Annotated in this window: 17 protein-coding genes and 3 pseudogenes; 8 read left to right on the top strand and 12 right to left on the bottom strand. The window is 43.3% G+C overall.

Annotated features, from left to right (window positions below):
- Positions 1-2 precede the first annotated feature (2 nt).
- Entirely contained in the window at positions 3-761 is a 759-nt protein-coding gene (locus MHB72_RS01310; protein ID WP_216921677.1) for a class I SAM-dependent methyltransferase, read from the top strand.
- Between the two features lie 42 nt (positions 762-803).
- Here MHB72_RS01310 and MHB72_RS01305 read toward each other — a convergent pair whose 3' ends face one another.
- From MHB72_RS01305 to MHB72_RS01270, 8 genes and pseudogenes are all read right to left on the bottom strand, one after another.
- Positions 804-959, bottom strand: a complete 156-nt coding sequence (locus MHB72_RS01305; protein ID WP_254122274.1) for a hypothetical protein — start codon at positions 957-959, stop codon at positions 804-806.
- A 72-nt stretch (positions 960-1,031) separates the two neighbouring features.
- Positions 1,032-1,562 (bottom strand): Pathogenicity island protein, encoded by a 531-nt coding sequence (locus MHB72_RS01300; RefSeq protein ID WP_216921680.1) that lies wholly within the window; start codon positions 1,560-1,562, stop codon positions 1,032-1,034.
- A gap of 683 nt (positions 1,563-2,245) precedes the next feature.
- Entirely contained in the window at positions 2,246-2,626 is a 381-nt protein-coding gene (locus tag MHB72_RS01295) for a hypothetical protein (RefSeq protein WP_216921683.1), read from the bottom strand.
- Positions 2,627-2,678: 52 nt separating this feature from the next.
- Positions 2,679-2,963, bottom strand: a complete 285-nt coding sequence (locus MHB72_RS01290; protein ID WP_280640106.1) for an AbrB/MazE/SpoVT family DNA-binding domain-containing protein — start codon at positions 2,961-2,963, stop codon at positions 2,679-2,681.
- A 59-nt stretch (positions 2,964-3,022) separates the two neighbouring features.
- Positions 3,023-3,268: a hypothetical protein gene (locus tag MHB72_RS01285; RefSeq protein WP_216921687.1), complete on the bottom strand. Its 246-nt coding sequence runs from the start codon at positions 3,266-3,268 to the stop codon at positions 3,023-3,025.
- A 198-nt stretch (positions 3,269-3,466) separates the two neighbouring features.
- The gene (locus tag MHB72_RS01280) at positions 3,467-4,027 is read right to left on the bottom strand and encodes a class D sortase (protein WP_216921691.1); all 561 of its coding nucleotides are present in this window, start codon (positions 4,025-4,027) and stop codon (positions 3,467-3,469) included.
- An 8-nt stretch (positions 4,028-4,035) separates the two neighbouring features.
- Positions 4,036-8,322, bottom strand: coding sequence for an isopeptide-forming domain-containing fimbrial protein (locus MHB72_RS01275; protein ID WP_216921694.1), 4,287 nt, complete (start codon positions 8,320-8,322; stop codon positions 4,036-4,038).
- Positions 8,323-9,393: 1,071 nt separating this feature from the next.
- Positions 9,394-9,608: pseudogene (locus MHB72_RS01270) on the bottom strand (ATP-binding protein); the annotation flags it as partial.
- Positions 9,609-9,610: 2 nt separating this feature from the next.
- Here MHB72_RS01270 and MHB72_RS01265 point away from each other — a divergent pair.
- The 3 genes and pseudogenes from MHB72_RS01265 to MHB72_RS01255 all read left to right on the top strand — a co-directional run.
- Positions 9,611-9,839 (top strand): annotated as a pseudogene (locus MHB72_RS01265) (EamA family transporter); the annotation flags it as partial.
- 37 nt (positions 9,840-9,876) lie between these two features.
- A complete protein-coding gene (locus MHB72_RS01260; RefSeq protein ID WP_216921695.1) occupies positions 9,877-11,934 on the top strand; it encodes a thioredoxin domain-containing protein in 2,058 nt (685 codons plus the stop codon).
- A 58-nt stretch (positions 11,935-11,992) separates the two neighbouring features.
- A complete protein-coding gene (locus tag MHB72_RS01255; RefSeq protein WP_020449946.1) occupies positions 11,993-12,259 on the top strand; it encodes a hypothetical protein in 267 nt (88 codons plus the stop codon).
- 117 nt (positions 12,260-12,376) lie between these two features.
- Here the strand turns inward: MHB72_RS01255 and MHB72_RS01250 are convergent, their stop codons facing one another.
- The 4 genes from MHB72_RS01250 to MHB72_RS01235 form a co-directional block, all read right to left on the bottom strand.
- A complete protein-coding gene (locus MHB72_RS01250) occupies positions 12,377-12,568 on the bottom strand; it encodes a YbxH family protein (RefSeq protein WP_003178500.1) in 192 nt (63 codons plus the stop codon).
- A 16-nt stretch (positions 12,569-12,584) separates the two neighbouring features.
- Positions 12,585-12,833, bottom strand: coding sequence for a sigma-G-dependent sporulation-specific acid-soluble spore protein CsgA (locus MHB72_RS01245; protein WP_003178498.1), 249 nt, complete (start codon positions 12,831-12,833; stop codon positions 12,585-12,587).
- A 71-nt stretch (positions 12,834-12,904) separates the two neighbouring features.
- Positions 12,905-14,131 (bottom strand): MDR family MFS transporter, encoded by a 1,227-nt coding sequence (locus tag MHB72_RS01240; protein ID WP_216921698.1) that lies wholly within the window; start codon positions 14,129-14,131, stop codon positions 12,905-12,907.
- Positions 14,115-15,332: an ATP-grasp domain-containing protein gene (locus MHB72_RS01235; RefSeq protein WP_216921700.1), complete on the bottom strand. Its 1,218-nt coding sequence runs from the start codon at positions 15,330-15,332 to the stop codon at positions 14,115-14,117. Before MHB72_RS01235 ends, MHB72_RS01240 begins: the two co-directional genes overlap by 17 nt.
- A gap of 122 nt (positions 15,333-15,454) precedes the next feature.
- Between MHB72_RS01235 and MHB72_RS01230 the strand changes: the two genes are divergently transcribed.
- The 4 genes and pseudogenes from MHB72_RS01230 (at position 15,455) to MHB72_RS01215 (ending at position 20,077) form a co-directional block, all read left to right on the top strand.
- Entirely contained in the window at positions 15,455-16,345 is an 891-nt protein-coding gene (locus MHB72_RS01230; RefSeq protein WP_216921701.1) for a LysR family transcriptional regulator, read from the top strand.
- A 482-nt stretch (positions 16,346-16,827) separates the two neighbouring features.
- A pseudogene (locus MHB72_RS01225) lies at positions 16,828-18,442 on the top strand (ATP-binding protein).
- On the top strand, positions 18,435-19,115 hold the full coding sequence (locus MHB72_RS01220) for a response regulator (RefSeq protein ID WP_216921706.1): 681 nt from the start codon (positions 18,435-18,437) through the stop codon (positions 19,113-19,115). The pseudogene MHB72_RS01225 and the gene MHB72_RS01220 overlap by 8 nt, the downstream one beginning before the upstream one ends.
- Positions 19,116-19,117: 2 nt before the next feature.
- The gene (locus MHB72_RS01215; RefSeq protein ID WP_216921709.1) at positions 19,118-20,077 is read left to right on the top strand and encodes a tripartite tricarboxylate transporter substrate binding protein; all 960 of its coding nucleotides are present in this window, start codon (positions 19,118-19,120) and stop codon (positions 20,075-20,077) included.
- Positions 20,078-20,146 lie beyond the last annotated feature (69 nt).

The following is a 20,146-nucleotide window of genomic DNA, read 5'->3' as shown; positions in this document are numbered from 1 at the left end:
ATATGACAAGGAAAGTTGGCACAGAAGAAACCATTCAAAGATGGAACCGATTTGCCGATGCATATGCCGCCAATCATACCGAACTTGGAGACATCCACAAAGAAGTGTTTTTAAATCCTGCTATTTTTTCTCTCATTGATACGGTAAAGAATCAACGCGTGCTCGATGCCGGGTGTGGTGAAGGGTATTTCAGCAGACTGCTGGCCAAGGCCGGAGCCAATGTAACGGCTGTCGATTACTCGCCGAGAATGATCGACATTGCCAAGGAAAGGACGCCGGATGATTTGCCGATTGAGTATCGGCACGGGAACTGTGAAGACCTGAATATGTTAGAAGACAAAAGCTTTGATTTGATTATATCGAATATGGTCATGCAAGACCTTGCGGATTATGAAAAAGCGTTTCAGGAAATGCATCGGCTGCTGACAGGCCGTGGATGTTTTATTTTTTCGATTTTGCATCCCTGCTTCATTACGCCGGAAAGCGGCTGGGAGAAAACAAAAGACGGAAAAAAACTGCATTGGAATGTAGACCGGTATTTTTATGAAGGTACATACGAACAAAAGCTTGGCGATCGGGAGAATATGCTGTTCTTCCATAGAACCTTGACGAGCTATATTAACACTTTGAGGAAAACGGGCTTCATGCTGGAAGGCATAGTAGAACCAAAGCCATCAGAAGAAATACTGAAAAAATATCCGTCATTTGAAGAAGATTTCAGATGTCCTGATTTTATCGTTTTTAAATTAAAAAAACGTTAAAAGCAAGAATTTGAAACAATAACGATTATAAGTAAAAAGTTTTCATTTTTCTTTTGCAAACTTCAAAAACAAGAAAAATATAACGATTACGATACAATAATTCAACGGATTTAATAAAATATTCATATTTAACGATATTTGCAATAAAATCCACAATATAAAAATTACGAATATAGAAGGTAATATTAACTTATTCATATGGAATCACCTTTTTATATATCAGATTAAAATAACGAGGGATTTCTCTTTCCCTCGTTATTTTTTTAACAGTTAATCAAAGCAAGATGCTGCAGCACCAGTCAATCCTCCACCGACGCCGCCAACAATAGTTCCCACAAGGCCAGCACTAACCGTTCCAACAATCGGTATCGTTACAGTACCAACAGCTGCTCCTGCTAATCCCCCAGTACCTGCGCCTGTAACAGCTCCCCCAGATGTTCCAAGTACACATTTTGCAACTGATTGTGTTCTGAACATATTGCTGCTATTTCTTTTTATCACCTTTACTAATAGTCCATTATCGTTTTTTTCATATTCTAAATCTACCGGATTATCATTTTTGTCTACAGTACGACTTGGCAATGTCTCTTTTTTGCCAGTGATACTATCAATCACTGTTACATCACCATTTGAATTCATAACAACTTCAGAATGATAAAATGTTAATTCAAGTTCACTGTCATTCATTTTTTTAATTGTTCCTAAACTTTTAGATTCTTCAGCATTAGCCACCGAAACTGAATTCATAGATAAAATAAATAATAGAGTGAAAGCTGCTAAAAATGTTACAAATTTTTTCATAAAGAAGCTCCTTCCCAATGTCCAAAGCATAAATTAACATAAAAATTAAATAGCTTCCATGGGATTTCAAAAGAAAACTACAAAAATGAACCTTTTTTATTACTATTTGGTTTTAAATACCTCTAATGAAGTCTTTATTTCTATTTTTATAGAAGAGCCTATTCTCCCTTCGTTATACCAAAATTCCCCTCTATTAAAAATCGCAAAAAAATTCTCCAACTCCTCATATCCCATACATTTAAGGCAAAAACGGAATTCCGTTGACCAAGTCTGGAGCTTCTGTAACAGCTGTCGATGAGTTACCGGGAATAGAAAGAAACGCCAAATGATTTGCCGATTGAGTATCAGGATGGGAACTGTGAAGACTTGAATATTAAAAAGCATGACGAGCTATATCAACACTTTGATGAAACCAAGCTTCATGCTGTAAGGAATAATAGAACCAAAGCCATCAGAAGAAATGCTGAAAAAAAATCCGTCATTTGAAGAAGATTTCAGATGTCCTGATTTTATCGTTTTTAAATTGCAAAAGAGCTGAAACGGAGCTGTTGCCAGTTTCGGCAACGGTCCTCAAACATTTTTTTATGAGAAGGAATGCTAATTAAGGATGGCCGGCCACGGTTTCATTAAATATCTTTCCTAAGTGGATCATTTTTTACAAAACAAAGAATCGCCCTTAGAAATTAAGGGCGATCTTCGATAATTAATGATTTTGCGGAATTTACAAACTCCAATTTATCCTGTGCTTTATGCTTTCTAAGAATTTGTTCGACAGCATCTGTGGCCGCCTGTAAAGCTTCTATTTTGGAGCCGTACCATATTTGTCCGAACCCCAGGTCTTCCAATTCACGGGCACCCGCGGACAATCGTTTTGAAAAATCGAATGGAAGGTCAGGCCAAAATCTCTCATTTCTTTCAATTTGAAAAGAAAAGGATGCATTTTCTCCCGGAACATCCATGATTTGAATTTCAGCAGCAGGGACTCCCCGAAAGCAAAATCTGTATTTTTCCAGTTTATAAACAACACTCCCTACATGGTCATGCTTTAACGGATAATCTGACATTTCCCGCACCGCCTTTTCCGCCATTGATTTGCAAGCTTGATATTGGGTTACTTTAGATTTCTTTTTGTAATCGGAGAGACAATAGATCTTGCAGTAGAATTCTCGCTCCTTCAGGGCTTAACACAATCCCGCCTGATAAAATTTTATTATTATCCGACACCGTGCCGGTAACAAAACACGCTTTGCCTTCTAAATATTTGCGCAATATGACTTTTTCATCTTCAACAAATATCTCTATTGAATCTTGTTCGTTAATTTTCAATACTTTTCTTATCCTTTTAGGTAAGACAATTCTCCCCAGGTCATCCATTTTCCTAATAAATGCTCCTTTTTCCAAAAAACATCCTCCCTATCTTTTTTGAATTTTCCTGTATAAAACTCAGGCAGAATGATTTTTCAGATAAATTCCGAAGGCATTAACACCTTAGCTGCATATAAATCAATTTTTCCGCAGCCGGCACATACGACAGCGACGGAAGGAATCGCTTCAGGCCTAACATTCAAAACACAAGAATAATCTTGCAGATCCAGCCTTACATATGGGTCTATTATGATCGCTTCATCATGATTGCAATTTGTGCAGGGTTTTATAAGGCCTTTCTTTATCATTGCTTTTTTTATTCTGCTTTTTAATTGTTCCATATCTTTCACCTCTAACCTGAAAGGCTGATTAATACGAGCAGCGAAAACGAGCATAACTACATCAAATCATAAATCTTCATCTACAGCCAACAGGTTGTACATGTTTCGCTGTAACCCATCATAAACCTCATCGAAAGAACGGTATGTAAATCGAATTTTTCGATTTAAATAAGTCGCAGGGATTCCTGCGACTTATGATCAAACTCTTTTTCCATAAATGATGTACCGTTTCGGGGCATTGCCGATATACGAAAAGGGATAGCAAGTCGTAAGAATGAGCTCCTCTTTGTCATGCTGCAGCGTAATAATGGATGTATCATTTTTATCTACGATTTTTGTCTTTTCAATTTCATATGAAAAGCTTCCATAAGGCAGCAAAATCTTCAATCGATCCCCTCTTTTTAGTTCACCCGTTCGCCGAAAGACTGTATCCCGATGGCCCGACAAAACAATTTGTCCACTATCATTTGGATAGTAGCTGCCTTTATAGTGCCCGACTCCTTTTTCCAAATCATCCGCATCCGTTCCCTCCACAATCGGAAGCTCTGCGTGGATTTTTGGAATCTCCAGAATACCGGCTGCTTCGCCGAACTTGGGTTTGAACCGGTCTCGATCTGCTTTTTGAGGATGCTCGATTGCGAGTTTAGCTGCTTCTAATGTTTGTTCCGTCTTTTTGCTGGTATCCATCACCTTCCAGACACCATAGCCAATAAGGACGAGTCCGGCTGCAATGATGAAGATAGGAAGATTCTTTTTCACGACAGAGATTAGACACTTCTCTTTCTTCTCAAGTACCAAATGGCCGATCCAACCAATAGCAACCCTAAGCCGACAAGAATCAGATTAAATGTATTTGTAGCAGTATCCGGAAGTTCATGTACTCCGCCTGTCTTCTTAGCTTTATCTTTCGGTTCAGATGGACTTGGCTTTTCTGGTTTTTGAGGATCTCCTTGGTTATTAGGCTCGGGATCCTTCGGTTCAACCGTAATGTCTGTTCCTGGTTTATCCGGTGTATCGATATTTCCCCCGTCCACAGATGCAACGTTTTTAATCGTTTTGCCCGCATAGCCGGTCTCGATTTTCGCTTGGAATGTCACCGTTCTCCATTCCGTATCGCTTACATCTCCAAAGTTCGCTGTAACCTTGCCGTCTGCAAATGTACCTTTACCGCCATGGCTCACTTTTAGGCTGCCTTTTACATATGACAGGCCGGCTGGAAGCTTGTCTGAGATGACCAGGTTTTCAACTTTGCTGTCTGTGACCGTATTGCGGGTTTTAATCGTGTAGACCACCGTGTCGCCCGCTTCATACTTTTCCTTATCAGAATCTAGGTTTTTCGCTGTTTTCTCAGATTCTAAAATTGGATCACGCGGATACACTTTCACTTCATGGCTCGGCTTGTCAGGTTTGTCAACATTGCCGCCGCCGATCGTCGCTGTATTGACAATGTCTTTGCCTGTTTGACCCGCTTTGACTTTCACTTCGAAGGTCACGGTATGCCATTTCGTGTCGGCGACATCGCCAAATTGGCCCGCAACCGTTCCGTCTTCATAATGGCCTTGATCATCGTCTTGGTCGTCGCTTACTGCAGTGCCGTCTACTTTCAATGTACCTGGGATATATTCAAGGCCTTCTGGTAGCGCATCCGTAATCGTAAGGTTTTTCACCAGGCTGTCTTCAATTGTGTTTCGCGTCTCGATCGTGTAAAGAAGCGTGTCTCCGACTTCAGGGTGATCCGCATCGGTGTTCCCTTCAGCTTTTTCTTGAAGGTTTGCCGTTTTCTTTGATTCAAGCTTAGGATCTTTTGGATCGACTTTGATGTCCGTTCCCGGTTTATCAGGATCATCGATGTTTCCGCCGTCAACGGTTGCCACGTTTTTAATCGTTTTACCAATATAGCCGGACTCGATTTTCGCCTGGAACGTCACAGTTCGCCACTCCGTGTCGGTGACATTGCCGAAGTTTGCTGTGATCTTGCCGTCTTCAAATGTCGCTTCGCTGCCGTTGCTCGCTTTTATGCTGCCTTCGACATATGTCAGGCCGGCTGGGAGTTCGTCCGAAATCGTCAAGTTTTCTACCAGGCTCTCTGTTACCGTATTGCGGGTTTTAATTGTGTAGACAACCGTGTCGCCCGCTTCATACTTGTCTTTATTTGAATCCAGGTTTTTCGCTGTTTTCTCAGATTTTAAAACTGGATCACGCGGATATACTTTCACTTCATGGCTTGGCTTGTCAGGCTTATCAATATTGTCTCCGCCGATCGTCGCCGTATTGACAATATCTTTGCCCGCTTGGCCGGACCTGACTTTCACTTCAAATGTTACGGTATGAAACTTCGTGTCCGTGACATCGCCAAATTCCCCTGAAACTTTTCCGTCTCCATAATGCCCTTGATCATCGTCTTGAGCGTCTGTCACCGCAGTACCGTCCACTTTCAATGTGCCTGGAACATATTCAAGGCCTTCCGGAATGGCGTCGGAAATGGTGAGGTTTTTGACAAGGCTGTCTTCAATCTTGTTTTGGGTCTGAATCGTGTAAAGAAGCGTGTCCCCGACTTCAGGGTGATCCGCATCGGTGTTCCCTTCAGCTTTTTCTTGAAGGCTTCCCGTTTTCTTTGAGTCAAGCTTTGGCTTTTTCGGATCAACTTTGATGTCTGTTCCCGGCTTGTCAGGATCATCGATGTTTCCGCCGTCAACGGTTGCCACGTTTTTAATCGTTTTGCCTATATAGCCGGACTCGATTTTCGCCTGGAACGTCACAGTCCGCCACTCTGTGTCGGTGACGTCACCGAAATTTGCCGTGATCTTTCCATTTTCAATTTTCGCTTCGCCGCCGTTGCTCGCTTTTATGCTGCCTTCGACATATGTCAGGCCGGCTGGAAGTTCGTCGGAAATGACGAGATTTTCTATCGTACTTTCAGTTATCTTATTGCGTGTCTTAATCGTGTAGACGACCGTGTCGCCCACTTCAAATATATCCTTGTCCGAATCGAGGTTCTTTGCCGTTTTCTCAGATTCTAAAACTGGATCACGCGGATAGACTTTCACTTCATGATTCGGCTTATTAGGCTTGTCAACATTATCGCCGCCGGCGGTTGCCGTGTTGACAATATCTTTCCCTGCTTGGCCAGGCTGCACCTTCACTTCAAATGTCACATGATGCCATTCCATATCGGTGATATCGCCGAATTGGCCGTTTACTGTGCCATCTGTATAATCGCCCTGATCATCGCCCTGTGCGTCAGTTACCGCTTTACCGTCCACTTTCAATGTCCCCGGAACATATTCAAGTCCTTCCGGAATCGCGTCTGAGATCGTAAGATTTTTTATGAGACTGTCTTCAGAAATATTTCGGGTCTGAATCGTATACAGAAGCGTGTCCCCGACTTCAGGATGGTCTGCGTCTGTATTTCCTTCAGCTTTTTCCTGAATGGACGCGGTTTTCTTCGATTCGAGCTCCGGATTACGCGGATACACTTTCACTTCGTTGTTCGGCTTATCCGGATCATTGATATTGTCTCCGTCTACGTTTGCCGTGTTGACAATATCCTTACCGGATTGGCCGGACTTTACCTTCGCCTGGAATGTCACGGTGTGCCATTCGGTGTCCGTTACATTGCCAAACTGGCCTGTCGCTTTGCCTTCGGCGTAATGGCCTTGATCACCGTCTTGGGCATCGCTTACCGCTTTACCGTCCACTTTTAAAGTATCCGGGACATATTCCAAACCTTCCGGAATCGCGTCTGAAATGGTGAGATTTTTTACAATACTGTCTTCAGAGGTATTTCGGGTCTGAATCGTGTACAGAAGCGTATCTCCCACTTCCGGATGGTCGGCATCTGTGTTGCCGTCCCCTTTTTGTTGTATGGATGAGGTTTTCTTTGATTCAAGCTTGGGTTCATTAAAGATGATCGGCGTCGTTACTTCATTTGATTCCGTTTGTTCATCTTTTTTCGTTAATAAATTGTCGTAGTTAATTTGCGCCTTGTTATTGACTTTTGTAACGTCGTAGTCCGTTAGCGTTTTCACTTTAAATTGAACAGTGACTCCATTAGGCAAGTCGGTCGTATTTGACAAATTACCCAGCTTGACGTTTACCTTGCTGCCGTCAAAATGGCCTTCGTCACTGTCTGATGCATCAGTTAGATTTTTTGTCGTCGAACCTTTGATCAATTTTAACGATCCAGGGACATATTCCGTTCCCTCCGGGATAAGATCGGTGAAGTTTGCATTTGCAGCGATGTCTCCGCCTTCGTTTTTGACTTGAACCGAGTACGTCAGCTCATCGCCGGCGTGCACCTCTCCCTGCGGAGAAACCGTTTTATTGGCAGTTATACACGGTTCTGTGCCCAAGAAGATATCATCCAAAAAGTTCCCGGCTCCTAAGCTTCCGCCGGCGGAACTCACTGCCTCAAAGCCGAATCGTGTTGTCGTCTGTCCAGCTGGAACGGTATAAGAGCCAGTATGAGTCCCCCATGCTGTTCTCCCATCAGACAGTTGTTTTTGGACCACGGTATCGTACGGGTTATTAGTCGCTGCCCCAATGCGAACCTGCATGGTGTCAACGCCTTGCCTTCCCATATGGGACAAGCGCCAGTAGATGGTTTGACCAGGCGTTGTCTTCACATCTTGATACAGCATGCCGTTTTCAAAAGCGTTCAATTCAGCCCACCGGTTTCCATCAGGAGGTGCAGGCCAATTTTTCACCGTTGAAGGGAGATTCTCTGCGTAATTCCATATTTCAATCACTTTATAACCAACGGCTTCGTCAGTTGTCTTCCAGCCTGGAACTTCAGATTCGTAAAAAAAATAACCTGAATTATTATATGCAGTTCCTCTGGCAGCACCTTCCTCAAAGCTGCCGTTAATCAGCGCTACCGGAGCTGGGCAAGGATTTTCTGCCGCTTGGGTTGCTTCCGTACTTTCCTCCGCATGCACCTGATTAGGCAAAACAGCAGCCGACAGATTGCTTGCGATTAATAGCAAGATTGCAAAAAACATTAGACATTTTCTGAGCTTCAGTTTGTAAGCTTTAGGCAGAAAATTCTTTTGCATCAATTCCTCACTCCAATAGTCATTTTTTCACAGACAATATTTGCTGTAACGGTTGCTGAAATATCATATTTCAACCTAATATTTTCAAATATGTTCTCAATATGACCCTCCTTTCAATAAAAACTTACCAAAATAGTTTTATATTTCACAATATAACAAAATGTTGATATTTAAATTCAAATAATTGACAAATTTGTATATTTTTTATCTGTCGATTATTAATAAATGGAAATTATCAAGATGATTTAAGATCATTTTTATGACAGTTTATGAAACTATATTATTTTGAGAGTCTTGAATCCGAGCTAAATCTTATGACTAATCCGAGGCATGAACATTTGAGCTGACAAAGAGCTGTATCTTTCCTCCGCGATACTCGTTCCCAATTAAAAATCTTCCTTCTCTGTAAACCAATAGTACCAAGAAGAATGAAAACACTGAATGTGACGATACACTCAAATTTCGCAAACCGAATCAAAGCCAAGGAGCATCCAATATATAGTTTTTTTACCAATCCTATCTTTGTCTCTTCTTAGCTTTTTTTCATTCTTCAAGTCGGGTTCGCAATTCAGATGCTTTACATCTCATCAAAGATATTTGCTAATAATCGGGTTCGTAAATTTCCAATTTTCCGGTTCATCATTTGTCTTTTTATGAAAATATTTGGTTCGTTTTATGAAAAAATGATAAGGGTCGTTTTTTAAAATTTTTTTGAAAACTGTGCATAATCTTGTCCAAGGAGGGAATGAAAAGAGGGGCCATGAAAAGGTTTTGAGTATTTTGCGGTTATTTTTACAATCAAAGATGCGGGGAAGTGCTGTTGTGCTTCCAAAACGTCTAATCGCGAAAAAAAGCCGATGCTCGTCAGCATCGGCTATTCGACTAGTATCTCTATGGCAAAATCAACAAAGCTGCAAAGTCGTTCGGTAACTTCACTTTGCTTCTGCTTTAAATTGGCTCAAATTTTAATGGGGATTAAAACACCCCCCCATAAGCTATGAGAATGAAAAAACACCTTGCAAAATCGGTTAAGATGAAAAAAGCATATGGAACTTTTAATCCCATATGCCATTACATCCGGATTGGATGTTCAACAATAAAGCTGATCCAGCCTTCTTTATACTCCGCATGGATATGACCATGGTGAGGTTCTACAATTCTTTTTGATATAGCAAGCCCAAGTCCGGTTCCTTGATTATCTGTTCTAGCCTTATCCCCATGAAAAGCCGTTCAAACAATTTGTTTATATTGTTAACAGGGAATTGATCAACTTTGTTTGATACTTTTCCAGAGGATTAAGGAGATTGGGGCAAGTAAAACATCTTTATTTTTCAACCTTGTTCCCGTTGTAACGATGATTATTTCATTTGCTGTTGGAACACCGATAAAGGTATTTCAAGTTATTGTCTTTGTTAGTTATATTAGGTGTTTTAAATGCTTCGGGGATAATACGTACAATTTTAAAGAACAGTCAGCTGTATAAAGAAACAGGGATTATTTTTGAAAAAATGTGTTAAGTTAAGTATACACTAATTATAGGAAGAAGGTGATCCCATGCCAAACAAAAGTAAACCCAATAGATTAATCGCTGAGAAGTCTCCATATTTACTCCAACACGCCCACAACCCCGTCAACTGGTTCCCTTGGGGAGAAGAAGCATTCGAAAAAGCAAAACGCGAAAACAAGCCAGTTCTGGTCAGCATCGGCTATTCGACTTGTCATTGGTGCCATGTCATGGCTCATGAAAGCTTCGAAGATGAAGAAGTCGCGAAGCTCCTAAATGAAAAATTCGTCTCTATTAAAGTGGATCGCGAGGAGCGGCCAGATGTGGATTCAATTTATATGACGATCTGCCAGATGATGACGGGGCAGGGCGGCTGGCCGCTGAACGTGTTTTTAACGCCTGATCAGAAGCCGTTTTATGCGGGTACATATTTTCCGAAGACGAGCCGATTTAACCGGCCGGGGTTTGTTGAGGTAGTGAAGCAGCTTTCCGATACTTTCGCGAAAAACCGGGAACATGTTGAGGATATTGCTGAAAAAGCGGCCAACAATCTGAGAATCAAAGCGAAAAGCAATGCCGGCGATTCGCTCGGCGAAGATATGTTGAGACGGACGTATCAGCAGCTGATCAACAGCTTCGATGCGGCGTACGGCGGTTTCGGAAGCGCGCCGAAATTTCCGATCCCCCATATGCTGGCATTTCTGCTTCGCTATCATCAATACAGCGGCGAGGAAAACGCGCTGTACAGCGTGACGAAAACGTTGGACAGCATGGCGAACGGCGGCATTTACGACCATGTCGGCTACGGGTTCGCCCGCTATTCGACAGACGACGAATGGCTCGTTCCCCACTTTGAAAAAATGCTTTACGATAATGCTTTATTGCTGATCGCATATACTGAAGCCTATCAAATCACGAAAAACGAACGGTATAAACAGATTTCCGAGCAGATCATCACATTTGTCCGCCGCGAAATGACCGATGACAAAGGCGCTTTTTATTCAGCGCTTGATGCCGACACGGAAGGCGTGGAAGGCAAATATTATGTGTGGTCAAAAGACGAAGTCCTCGAAACGCTCGGGGAAGAACTCGGCGAATTGCATTGCGCTGTTTACAACATCACGCAAGAAGGGAATTTTGAAGGCCACAATATCCCAAACTTGATCTACACCAGACTGGAAGACATTAAAGATGAATTCGCGCTGACAGATGAAGAACTTCAGAACAAGCTTGAAGAAGCGAGAACAAAACTTTTTGAAAAACGGCAGGAAAGAACGTATCCCCATGTCGACGACAAAGTGCTGACATCTTGGAATGCTCTGATGATTGCGGGTCTTGCCAAAGCGGCGAAAGTCTACAATGCGCCCGAATACTTGGAGATGGCGCGGGCTGCAGTCGATTTCATTGAGCATAAATTGATTCAAGACGGACGCGTCATGGTCCGCTACCGTGACGGCGAGGTGAAACATAAAGGGTTTATCGATGACTACGCCTTCCTGCTGTGGGCCTACATCGAATTGTATGAAGCATCACTTGATTTAACCGATTTGCGAAAAGCCAAAAAACTCGCAGCGGACATGACCGCGCTGTTCTGGGATGATGAGCACGGCGGTTTTTATTTTACGGGAAGCGATGCCGAGGCTTTGATCGTGCGGGATAAAGAAGTATACGACGGCGCCCTCCCGTCCGGAAACGGCGTCCTGGCCGTGCAGCTGTCCCGGTTGGGTCGGCTGACTGGCGATTTATCGTTCCATGATCAAGCGGCAAAAATGTTTTCTGCATTCCATGGAGATGTCTCCGCTTATCCGAGCGGCCATACAAACTTTCTCCAAGGCCTGCTGAGCCATGTCATGCCGCAAAAAGAAATCGTTGTGCTCGGAAAGCGCCATGACCCGGACAGGCAGAAGATCGTAAGCACTTTGCAGCAGGCCTTCCAGCCGAATTATGCCGTCCTCGCCGCAGAAGCGCCTGACGATTTCAAAGGGATCGCCGACTTTGCGACCGAATACAAAACAGTCGATAATAAAACGACCGTCTATATTTGTGAAAACTTCGCCTGCAGGCAGCCGACGACGAATATAGACGAAGCGCTCGATCAGTTGGTTTAAACGGATGCCATCATGGGAATAACATCTGCAAACACCTAATCAGAAAGGGGTTATGACCATGAAGCAAAAGAATCTGATCTCAGGTCTCGCCGTTGCCGCCGGAGTCACCGCATATATGCTCAAAGACGAAACAAGAAGACAAAAACTGAAATCGTACTTGCAAAGCGTCAAAGAAAAGATCCCTTACTTTTCGGAAAAACACAACGTAGATTCATTCCCGGTTGAAAAAGCAGGCCATCCGTCTCCGCATGATATCGAAGATAACAAAATGGTATCGGAAGGATCCATGTACCCTGTTCAATACTACGATGAAAAGAAAAAATAGCGATGCATGAGCTGTCATATTTATGGCAGCTTTTCTGCTGCCTTGTAAAAACTGCAAGCGGATGATAGATATCAAAATCCAAAAATAAAAGCCGCCCGTCGGCAGCCTCTTCAAACCTTATATTTTATTTTCATAGCAATAATGATTGACAAGCTCTTCAATTAAATCATGTTCTGGAAACTCTCCGTGAAACTCAAAGGGAATCTCCTCGACAAACCGGCCGCGCCGGTATACATGGATGGCGCCGTTTTGTCTGGTCACGCTGTATTCCGGTTCAAACGTGTATCCGTTCCGCTCTATTGCACCCATTGTTCATGCCCGCCTTTCAAAACAACAGTTCATACACTTCGTTTAATTCTCTTGTTCGTTTATGGTCCTGTTCATTCAGCGCATATTTCATCTCATGTTCAAGCACTTGATTCAGAAATTCCATTTCCCGCTCCTCCAAGTGCTCGACAAACTCTTCTTCATTGGCATATCGCCCGGAAACGATTTTTCTGTAAATGTTTTGTCCTATGCCGTGTTCAAGGTGATTCGACAGTGACTCACGGAGGTAGCCCAATGTTGTGTCCATGATTCAATCTCCTTTTTTACCTTATAGGTTGGGTGAATTCTTGATGATTCATGCATGAGCGGCCTAAATTTTCAATAAGAAAAAGGCGATACACCATGATGCTGTGCAGATAAAAACTTTCTCCTTCCCAGATGGTAGGCACCTAGAGCGAAGAAGACTGAACACGCAGCAATGAGAAAGACGGCTTTTCCCCCGTACAAGGCAAGCATCATTCCCCCCAGCCAAGGCCCTAAAAATTCACCGATGTTGTATAAGTGTTGCATGCCGTAATACGCGCCCTTCATATGATCCGGAGCAAGCTCGTCCAAAAGGACATTCATTGAAGGAAAACATAAAATTTCGCCGATTGTCAGAACAAACATCGAAAGCATAAAAACAATCCAGCCATTTGCGACAGAAAAACCGACATTCCCCAACATGCAAAAAACGGTTCCAATTGATATTGTTGTTAAGGATTTATACTTCTCAAATAAACGGGTGAGCGGCACTTGTAAAAGGATGACCGTCACTGCGTTTAACGTAATTAAAGTCGAAAATATTTTAACTCCGTTTGCAAAGTCGTTATTTAAATACTGCAGCAAAGTACTTTCCATTTGCGAATAGCTGAACAAAAAAAGGATGCCGCCGGCTATATAAAATCGAAGAGCCTTGTCTTGCTTTAACGTTTTCAAAACGGAACCTGCCTGAATTTTTTCAGAAGCGGTTTTTGTCTCTTTCACCGTGATCAGCCGAATCATCATCAAGCTTAAAAGTGCAGCATAGCCAAAATAGACAAGCCCTGTGATGATAAACGGCGTTCCGGTTTTGGCAAGACCGAAATAAGTGCCCAATAAAGGTCCGACAGCGGCTCCAATATTAATGGCCAAATACCGCAAAGAGAAAATGCGGAATCTCATCTCCCGTTCCGATAACTCAGCCATCAAAGCCTTTGACACAGGTTCAAAACACGAATGGCAAAGCCCGCTTAAAATATTTAGCAATAAAAACCACATGAAATCATGGACAAGTCCAAAAAGAATGAATACAAAGCTCCAAATGAAAATGGATGAAAGCATCACTTTTTTTCTGCCGATTTTATCTGAAAGCGCTCCTCCGACTACCCCTCCTACAGTGCTTGAAAAATAGCCGAAACCGATCACAAGCCCGATGGTTCCAAAATCGGCTCCCGTTTTCATATGAAGATAGAGTGCCAAAAACGGGGTTGTCATCGACTTAGCCGCCTTTGTGACAAGCGTGCCTATCAGCAAAAATCGGATCAACGGGTGAAGGCGGCTGAATGCTTTAAATTGCGCAAACATCCGAAGTCTTTTCCCATTCGGTATGATCATGAAACCGCGTTGCAAGCCGGCTGATGCGGCCGCTTAATTCGGCTTCTGTGTGCCCGGTAATCAAACAGCCTGCAATTGCGTCTACACTGGAAGACGAGCCGTGGAACCTGTCTCCGGCTTGAGCGAAAATATTTTGTTGCGCTAGCCAGTCTGTAGCTGGTGCCGGCTTGATTTCTTTCAGCACGCCGTCTTTTGGTGGAATCAACAGCCAGCCGCTTAGGCGGTGCGGATTGTTGTTCACCGCCGGAATATGAAAGTCCAGGCCGCATTGCGCTTTAACACACGCTTCATTGATATCAAAGCCGAAAGTCTGCGCAGTAGCTTCACGAACCATAGCGCCGCCGGTTCTGCTGGCCACTTCACAAAATACCAATTCATCATCCGGTGTATGAAACACTTCAGCATGGAATGTTGTAATATCCGGAACAGGAAGGGCAGCAAGCGCTTTTTGAACAAAATCAGTCAACCGCCGGGTGAGCGGATTTTCCCCTTCAAGCTGGAGGCTGCCTAAAAACTGTTGTTCCTGAAAAGCCAGACATCCGTTGATATAACGCGACGGCCAGCTGAGGACAGTCTCTCCATCAAGGATCAGACCGTCTATATGATACATATCCCCTTCGATAAACGACTCAACCTTCAGATGATCAGGAAGACCTTTCGAAAGAAAATTCCACACGTCCTGCCGATCCCTTAAAACGGTTGTATCAACAGACCCCGATCCGCAAATAGGCTTAACGACCACAGGAAAACCGAAAGTTTGAACAAACGTATATAAGTCGGCCGCCGAGTCGATTTTCTTAAAGTCCGGAACCTTTACACCGGCTTTTCTGACCTGCTCTTTCATTAATATTTTGTTGCGGAACAACAGAGCGCTTTCGTAAGACTGCCCTTTTATACCCAAAAGCGACCTCAGCTTCCCCGCCCTCAACATATCAAATTCTGATGATGCAATAATCGTTTTAAAGTGATACGTTTCATTCAGCTCCAAAGCGCGCATTTCGATGCATCCATTAACCGGATAATCGTCAAACGCTTCGATCACATCATAATTTCTGCATTCATCCGCACGATCGGTTGAAGTCAGCATGGCCACCGGTTCGTTCAATTCCTCCAGCCATACATCATACGGAGACTTGCAATAAGCTGTTTTATTTAGGATAAGCGTACTCATAGCCGTTTCTCCTTTCTTGTAAAACATGTTGTTCAACTTTATAATAGTAAAAGTATTTAGATAACTCTAATATATCTTTATTTGATATTGATAACTTTTAGTTATAAATAGAGGTGTAAAATATGAATCTACATGCACTGCGATTGTTCTATTCGGTCGCTCAAACAGGCAGCGTCACCCAAGCTGCCAAACAGCTAAACATCAGCCAGCCTGCCGTCACCTCGCAAATTAAGAAATTAGAACGCGAGATCGACTGCACCTTATTCGTTCCTAAAGGCAGGGGGATTCTGCTGACACAGTCCGGCGCAGAGCTTGCAAAACAGGCAAAGCGGCTGTTTTCACTTGAAAAAGAAATTGAATTGTATGTGGAACAGTTAAGGGAAGGGTCAATTGGAAAACTACGTATTGCCGCCACCTTCCTCCCCGCCAATTATTTGCTGCCAAGATGGCTCAGCCGCTATAAAAAGCTTTATCCTGGAACAGATGTGGAGATTTCGACCATTAATTATCAAAAGGCTATCGATCAACTGGTTAATTATGAAGTAGATATCGGCTTTATTGGGGGCATTACGGAGTTCAGCCCGCTGCTTAAAGGAAAATTACTTTTTGAAGATGACATGTTGTTCGTAGTCAATCAAAATCATAAGTTTGCCTCACAGCACGTGGCATTAGAGGAGATTGTAAAAGAACCCTTCATCTTTCGCGAGGAAGGAAGTTTTTCGCGGAAAAAATTGATTTCGCTGTGCAACCTGCATAACGCGGGAAAACCAAATATGGGCGTACAAATAAACGGATTAAACGAAACAATCAGAACAGTTATGGAAGGATACGGTGTAACATTCGTATCCGCTCTTGAAGTAAACGAATATATCGCCCGAGGAGACATCGCAAAGGTTCATGTTGATAAAGCCGTAATAAAGAACCCGATTTCACTATGCGTAAGGACGGAGGATCATCTATCTCCATCTGCCCTTAACTTTATTCAAATGATCGATTCGACCGATGAATGTTAAATCATTTTAAACGTACGTCATCTTCCACTCTCCGTTAAACCGGGTTCTAAAGCTCGACCGGCTGGTGAACGCCGTAAACTGCCGGGATTGTATTGTTGAATATTAATGAGCGCATGTTTTGTGAGTTGTTTTAGTAGTCAACAGCAGTAGACGGGCCGCCACAATATGCGAATCAATAGATTTTCCATGATATGCAAGGGCGGTGTTCGCGAGGGCGACAGCTTCCTCCAATCGTCATGCGAAGATCCGTCCTGCGGCCGGAGGCAGACTTCCTTCTGGATTTAGATCTATATGTGGGATAAAACCGGATCCCAGCTTAAAAAACTAACAGCCCACTGTCCTAAAACTGATCCTGCATTATGAAATCATCACTTATAAGATATACTTGCATTTTTCGTTATCTTACAAAGGATATTTTAAAAATGCCAAAATTTCCGAATAAAAAGTGGTATGATTTTTGGTAGAAAGGACGGCTGGTGCCTGTGGTCAAAAAACGGGTCAATTTTTCTCTGCAAACAAAAATTATGGGCTTGATTGCAGCACTGCTTATCTTAGTAATCGGCTTGCTGACAGTCACGTTTGCCGTTCAGCAAACAAAAGAAGGAAGAAAACAGTTCGAACAGCTTGCCGTTCAGACTGCAAAAACCATTTCTTATATGCCTCCGGTAAAAGAACTCTTTCAAGCGAAGCGCGGGCATAAGGGAGAGGTGCAAGAGGTCATTGAACAGATGAAAGAACAGACCGGCGCCTATACTATTTATGTCCTCGACGAAAAGGGAGAGATCAAAATCGCCTCGGAAAAGAGAGGGGAAACGAAGCTGACAAGAAGCAGAAAAATCTTGTTCGGCGGCTCTCACATCTCTGAAACAAAAAACGATGACCGTATGGTGATCAGAGGAAGTGCGCCGATTATCCAGGAACAAAGTGGTTACAGCAAGGTCATCGGCAGTGTGTCTGTTGATTTTCTGTTAAACGAGACAGAACAAGGTATTAAAGAGAATGTGAGAAAATTGAGCTTCATGGCTGTTCTCGTTTTGCTCTTAGGATTTGCGGGTGCCGCCGCTCTTGCCAAAAGCATTAGAAAAGATACGCTTGGCCTTGAACCCCAAGAGATCGCATCTCTTTACCGGGAACGAAATGCGATGCTGCGTGCGATTAAAGAAGGGATTATTGCCACCAATCGTGAAGGAGTCGTTACAATGATGAACGTATCGGCGGCAGAAATGCTTAAGCTTCCCGAACCTGTGGTCAACCGGCCAATTGATGACATCATGCCCGGAGCCGGACTAATGCCTGTCCTTCATCACCGGCAGATGTTGCTGAATCAGGAGGTCTGCGTCAACGATCAAGTCTTTATTTTAAATACAAAAATGATGCTCCAAAACGGTCAAACTTACGGAATTGTCGTAAGTTTCCGTCAAAAGACCGAGTTAAAAAGGCTCATTGACACGCTGACAGAGGTGCAAAAATACTCTGAAGATCTCCGCGCGCAAACACATGAATTCTCAAATAAGCTTTATGTGATCCTAGGTCTGCTTGAGCTAGGTGAGTATGAAGCAGCGATCGACCTGATTAAAGAAGAATACGCCATTCAAAATGAACAGCACGATATTTTATTCAAAAACATTCATTCACAGCAGGTGCAGGCTATCCTGTTGGGCAAAATGGGAAAGGCTTCAGAGAAAAAAGTTAAGTTGTCCATTGATGAAAACAGCACGCTTGAGCCGCTTCCTGAGCATATCGGGATGTCTCATCTCATTACGATTATCGGGAATTTAATTGATAACGCTTTCGAAGCCGTAGCTGAGCAAAATGTGCGGCTTGTTTCATTTTTCATCACGGACATTGGCCGCGATATTGTCATAGAAGTGGCTGACACAGGATGCGGCATAGCGCCTGATAAGCTGAAAGCCATCTTTGAACGAGGATATTCTTCAAAGGGGATGAAGAGAGGCTACGGGCTGGCCAACGTAAAGGAATCTGTACGTGAACTTGACGGTTGGATAGAAGTGGCCAATCAAAAAGGCGGCGGAGCGGTATTTACCGTTTTTATACCGAAGGAGAAGCAAACACGAGAGGGGGAATCCATTTGATTGATATCGTGATCGCGGAGGATGATTTCCGTGTAGCGCAAATTCATGAAAGATTGATCGAACAGCTTGATGGATTCAACATTATCGGTAAAGCGGCCAATGCCAAAGAAACAATAGAAATTCTCGAGGCCCGAAAGGCCGACTTGCTGCTGTTGGATATTTACATGCCGGATGAGATGGGCACAACATTGATTCCTGTCATTCGAAACCGGTTTCCGGAAGTGGATATCATGATCATCACAGCAGCAACCGAAACATGTCATTTACAGGAATCGCTCCGGGCGGGAATTGTACACTATTTGATTAAGCCTGTGACTGCCGAAAAATTCAAACAGGTGCTGCTTCAATATAAGAAAAAAAGGCAAACACTGCTTTCTCAGCCACAGGTCAGCCAATCAATGATTGACCAAATCTTCGGAGGCTGCTCCAGCAGATCCCGTCAAACTGAGGATTTGCCGACAGGTATCAATTCGATTACACTGAAAAAAATCAGGGATGTTCTGCAAGACGCAGCCAAAGGAATGACAGCCGAAGAACTCGGTGAAAAAATGGGGGCTTCACGTACAACAGCCCGCCGCTATGCCGAATATCTCGTGTCAAAAGAAGAAGCGCGCGCTGAGCTGGAATACGGAATTATCGGAAGACCGGAGAGAAAATACTATTTGGCGGATGAATAAACATGAAGAACCTTGCGATCATAATGATTTGTCTATTGATCTTAATTTCGGGAGATGAAAGACACTCGTCCGCCCCGCGTCCCCCGGGAGGGCCGGTTGAAATCGTCGTACCCGCTGAGCCTTCGGGCGGCTGGGATTTAACGGCTCAGGCGATACAATCCGTCCTTAAACAAAAACAAGTGATAAAAAGCGAAGTGAAGATCGTTTATAAACCCGGAAGCGGCGGTGACAAAGGCTGGAAGTATATAAATAACAGCGATACGTACACCATCGGTATGACATCCAGCTTAATGCTGAGCAATTACATTCTCGGACAGAGCAAACTGAAAACAGACGATTTCACCCCGCTGGCGATTCTTGCAAAAGAATGGCAGACGATCGCTCTTCCAAAAGGATCAGAAATAAAGAGCGGAAAGGATTTGCTGAATGAGATCAAAAAGAACCCCGGCAAGGTAAAAATCGGTTTTTCCCCCGGACTTGGAAATGATGACCAGCTGTCATTCGTCAGGGCGGCCGATATGTACGGAGTTGACCCTTTTAACATTCAATATTTACAGTATGAAAGCAGCGAAGAGCTCATTCAGGCGCTTATCGGACATGAAATTGACGCCGCTTCGATGACTCTATCAGAAGCTAAAACATATGAACGGAGCGGCAGCATCACACTTGGGGCTGTTACTTCAGACAAAAGGCTTCCCGCTTATCCGCATGTACCGACGTGGAAAGAACAGGGCATCCCGTTTGTATTTTCCCATTGGAGAGGTGTATTAGGCCCGAAAAATATGACCAAAGAAGAAATCTCCTACTGGGATCAAGTGTTTAAAAAAATCACATCTTCGCCGGAATGGAAGCAGAAAATAAATGAACAGGAATGGGAAAGCTATTATTTAAACAGCAAGGAAACGAGACGATTCCTTGAGGAGCAATCAGCATTTTATCAAAACATCATAGCTGGAGATTAACCGGGTATTTCGCGTCTGCGGAATACTTTTTTTATGTACTTAAAAATGGTCAAAAAGAACAAAATGGTT

This window comes from Bacillus sp. FSL K6-1284 (assembly GCF_038002625.1).
Lineage (GTDB): Bacteria > Bacillota > Bacilli > Bacillales > Bacillaceae > Bacillus > Bacillus paralicheniformis.
This window is presented reverse-complemented; position numbering and strand designations above follow the sequence as displayed.

Coding starts and splice junctions, on each gene's coding strand:
- MHB72_RS01310 (WP_216921677.1), top strand. CDS start 3: ATGACAAGGAAAGTTGGCACAGAAGAAACCATTCAAAGATGGAACCGA.
- MHB72_RS01305 (WP_254122274.1), bottom strand. CDS start 959: ATGAATAAGTTAATATTACCTTCTATATTCGTAATTTTTATATTGTGG.
- MHB72_RS01300 (WP_216921680.1), bottom strand. CDS start 1,562: ATGAAAAAATTTGTAACATTTTTAGCAGCTTTCACTCTATTATTTATT.
- MHB72_RS01295 (WP_216921683.1), bottom strand. CDS start 2,626: ATGTCAGATTATCCGTTAAAGCATGACCATGTAGGGAGTGTTGTTTAT.
- MHB72_RS01285 (WP_216921687.1), bottom strand. CDS start 3,268: ATGGAACAATTAAAAAGCAGAATAAAAAAAGCAATGATAAAGAAAGGC.
- MHB72_RS01275 (WP_216921694.1), bottom strand. CDS start 8,322: ATGCAAAAGAATTTTCTGCCTAAAGCTTACAAACTGAAGCTCAGAAAA.
- MHB72_RS01260 (WP_216921695.1), top strand. CDS start 9,877: ATGCCAAACAAAAGTAAACCCAATAGATTAATCGCTGAGAAGTCTCCA.
- MHB72_RS01255 (WP_020449946.1), top strand. CDS start 11,993: ATGAAGCAAAAGAATCTGATCTCAGGTCTCGCCGTTGCCGCCGGAGTC.
- MHB72_RS01250 (WP_003178500.1), bottom strand. CDS start 12,568: ATGGGTGCAATAGAGCGGAACGGATACACGTTTGAACCGGAATACAGC.
- MHB72_RS01245 (WP_003178498.1), bottom strand. CDS start 12,833: ATGGACACAACATTGGGCTACCTCCGTGAGTCACTGTCGAATCACCTT.
- MHB72_RS01240 (WP_216921698.1), bottom strand. CDS start 14,131: ATGTTTGCGCAATTTAAAGCATTCAGCCGCCTTCACCCGTTGATCCGA.
- MHB72_RS01235 (WP_216921700.1), bottom strand. CDS start 15,332: ATGAGTACGCTTATCCTAAATAAAACAGCTTATTGCAAGTCTCCGTAT.
- MHB72_RS01230 (WP_216921701.1), top strand. CDS start 15,455: ATGAATCTACATGCACTGCGATTGTTCTATTCGGTCGCTCAAACAGGC.
- MHB72_RS01215 (WP_216921709.1), top strand. CDS start 19,118: ATGAAGAACCTTGCGATCATAATGATTTGTCTATTGATCTTAATTTCG.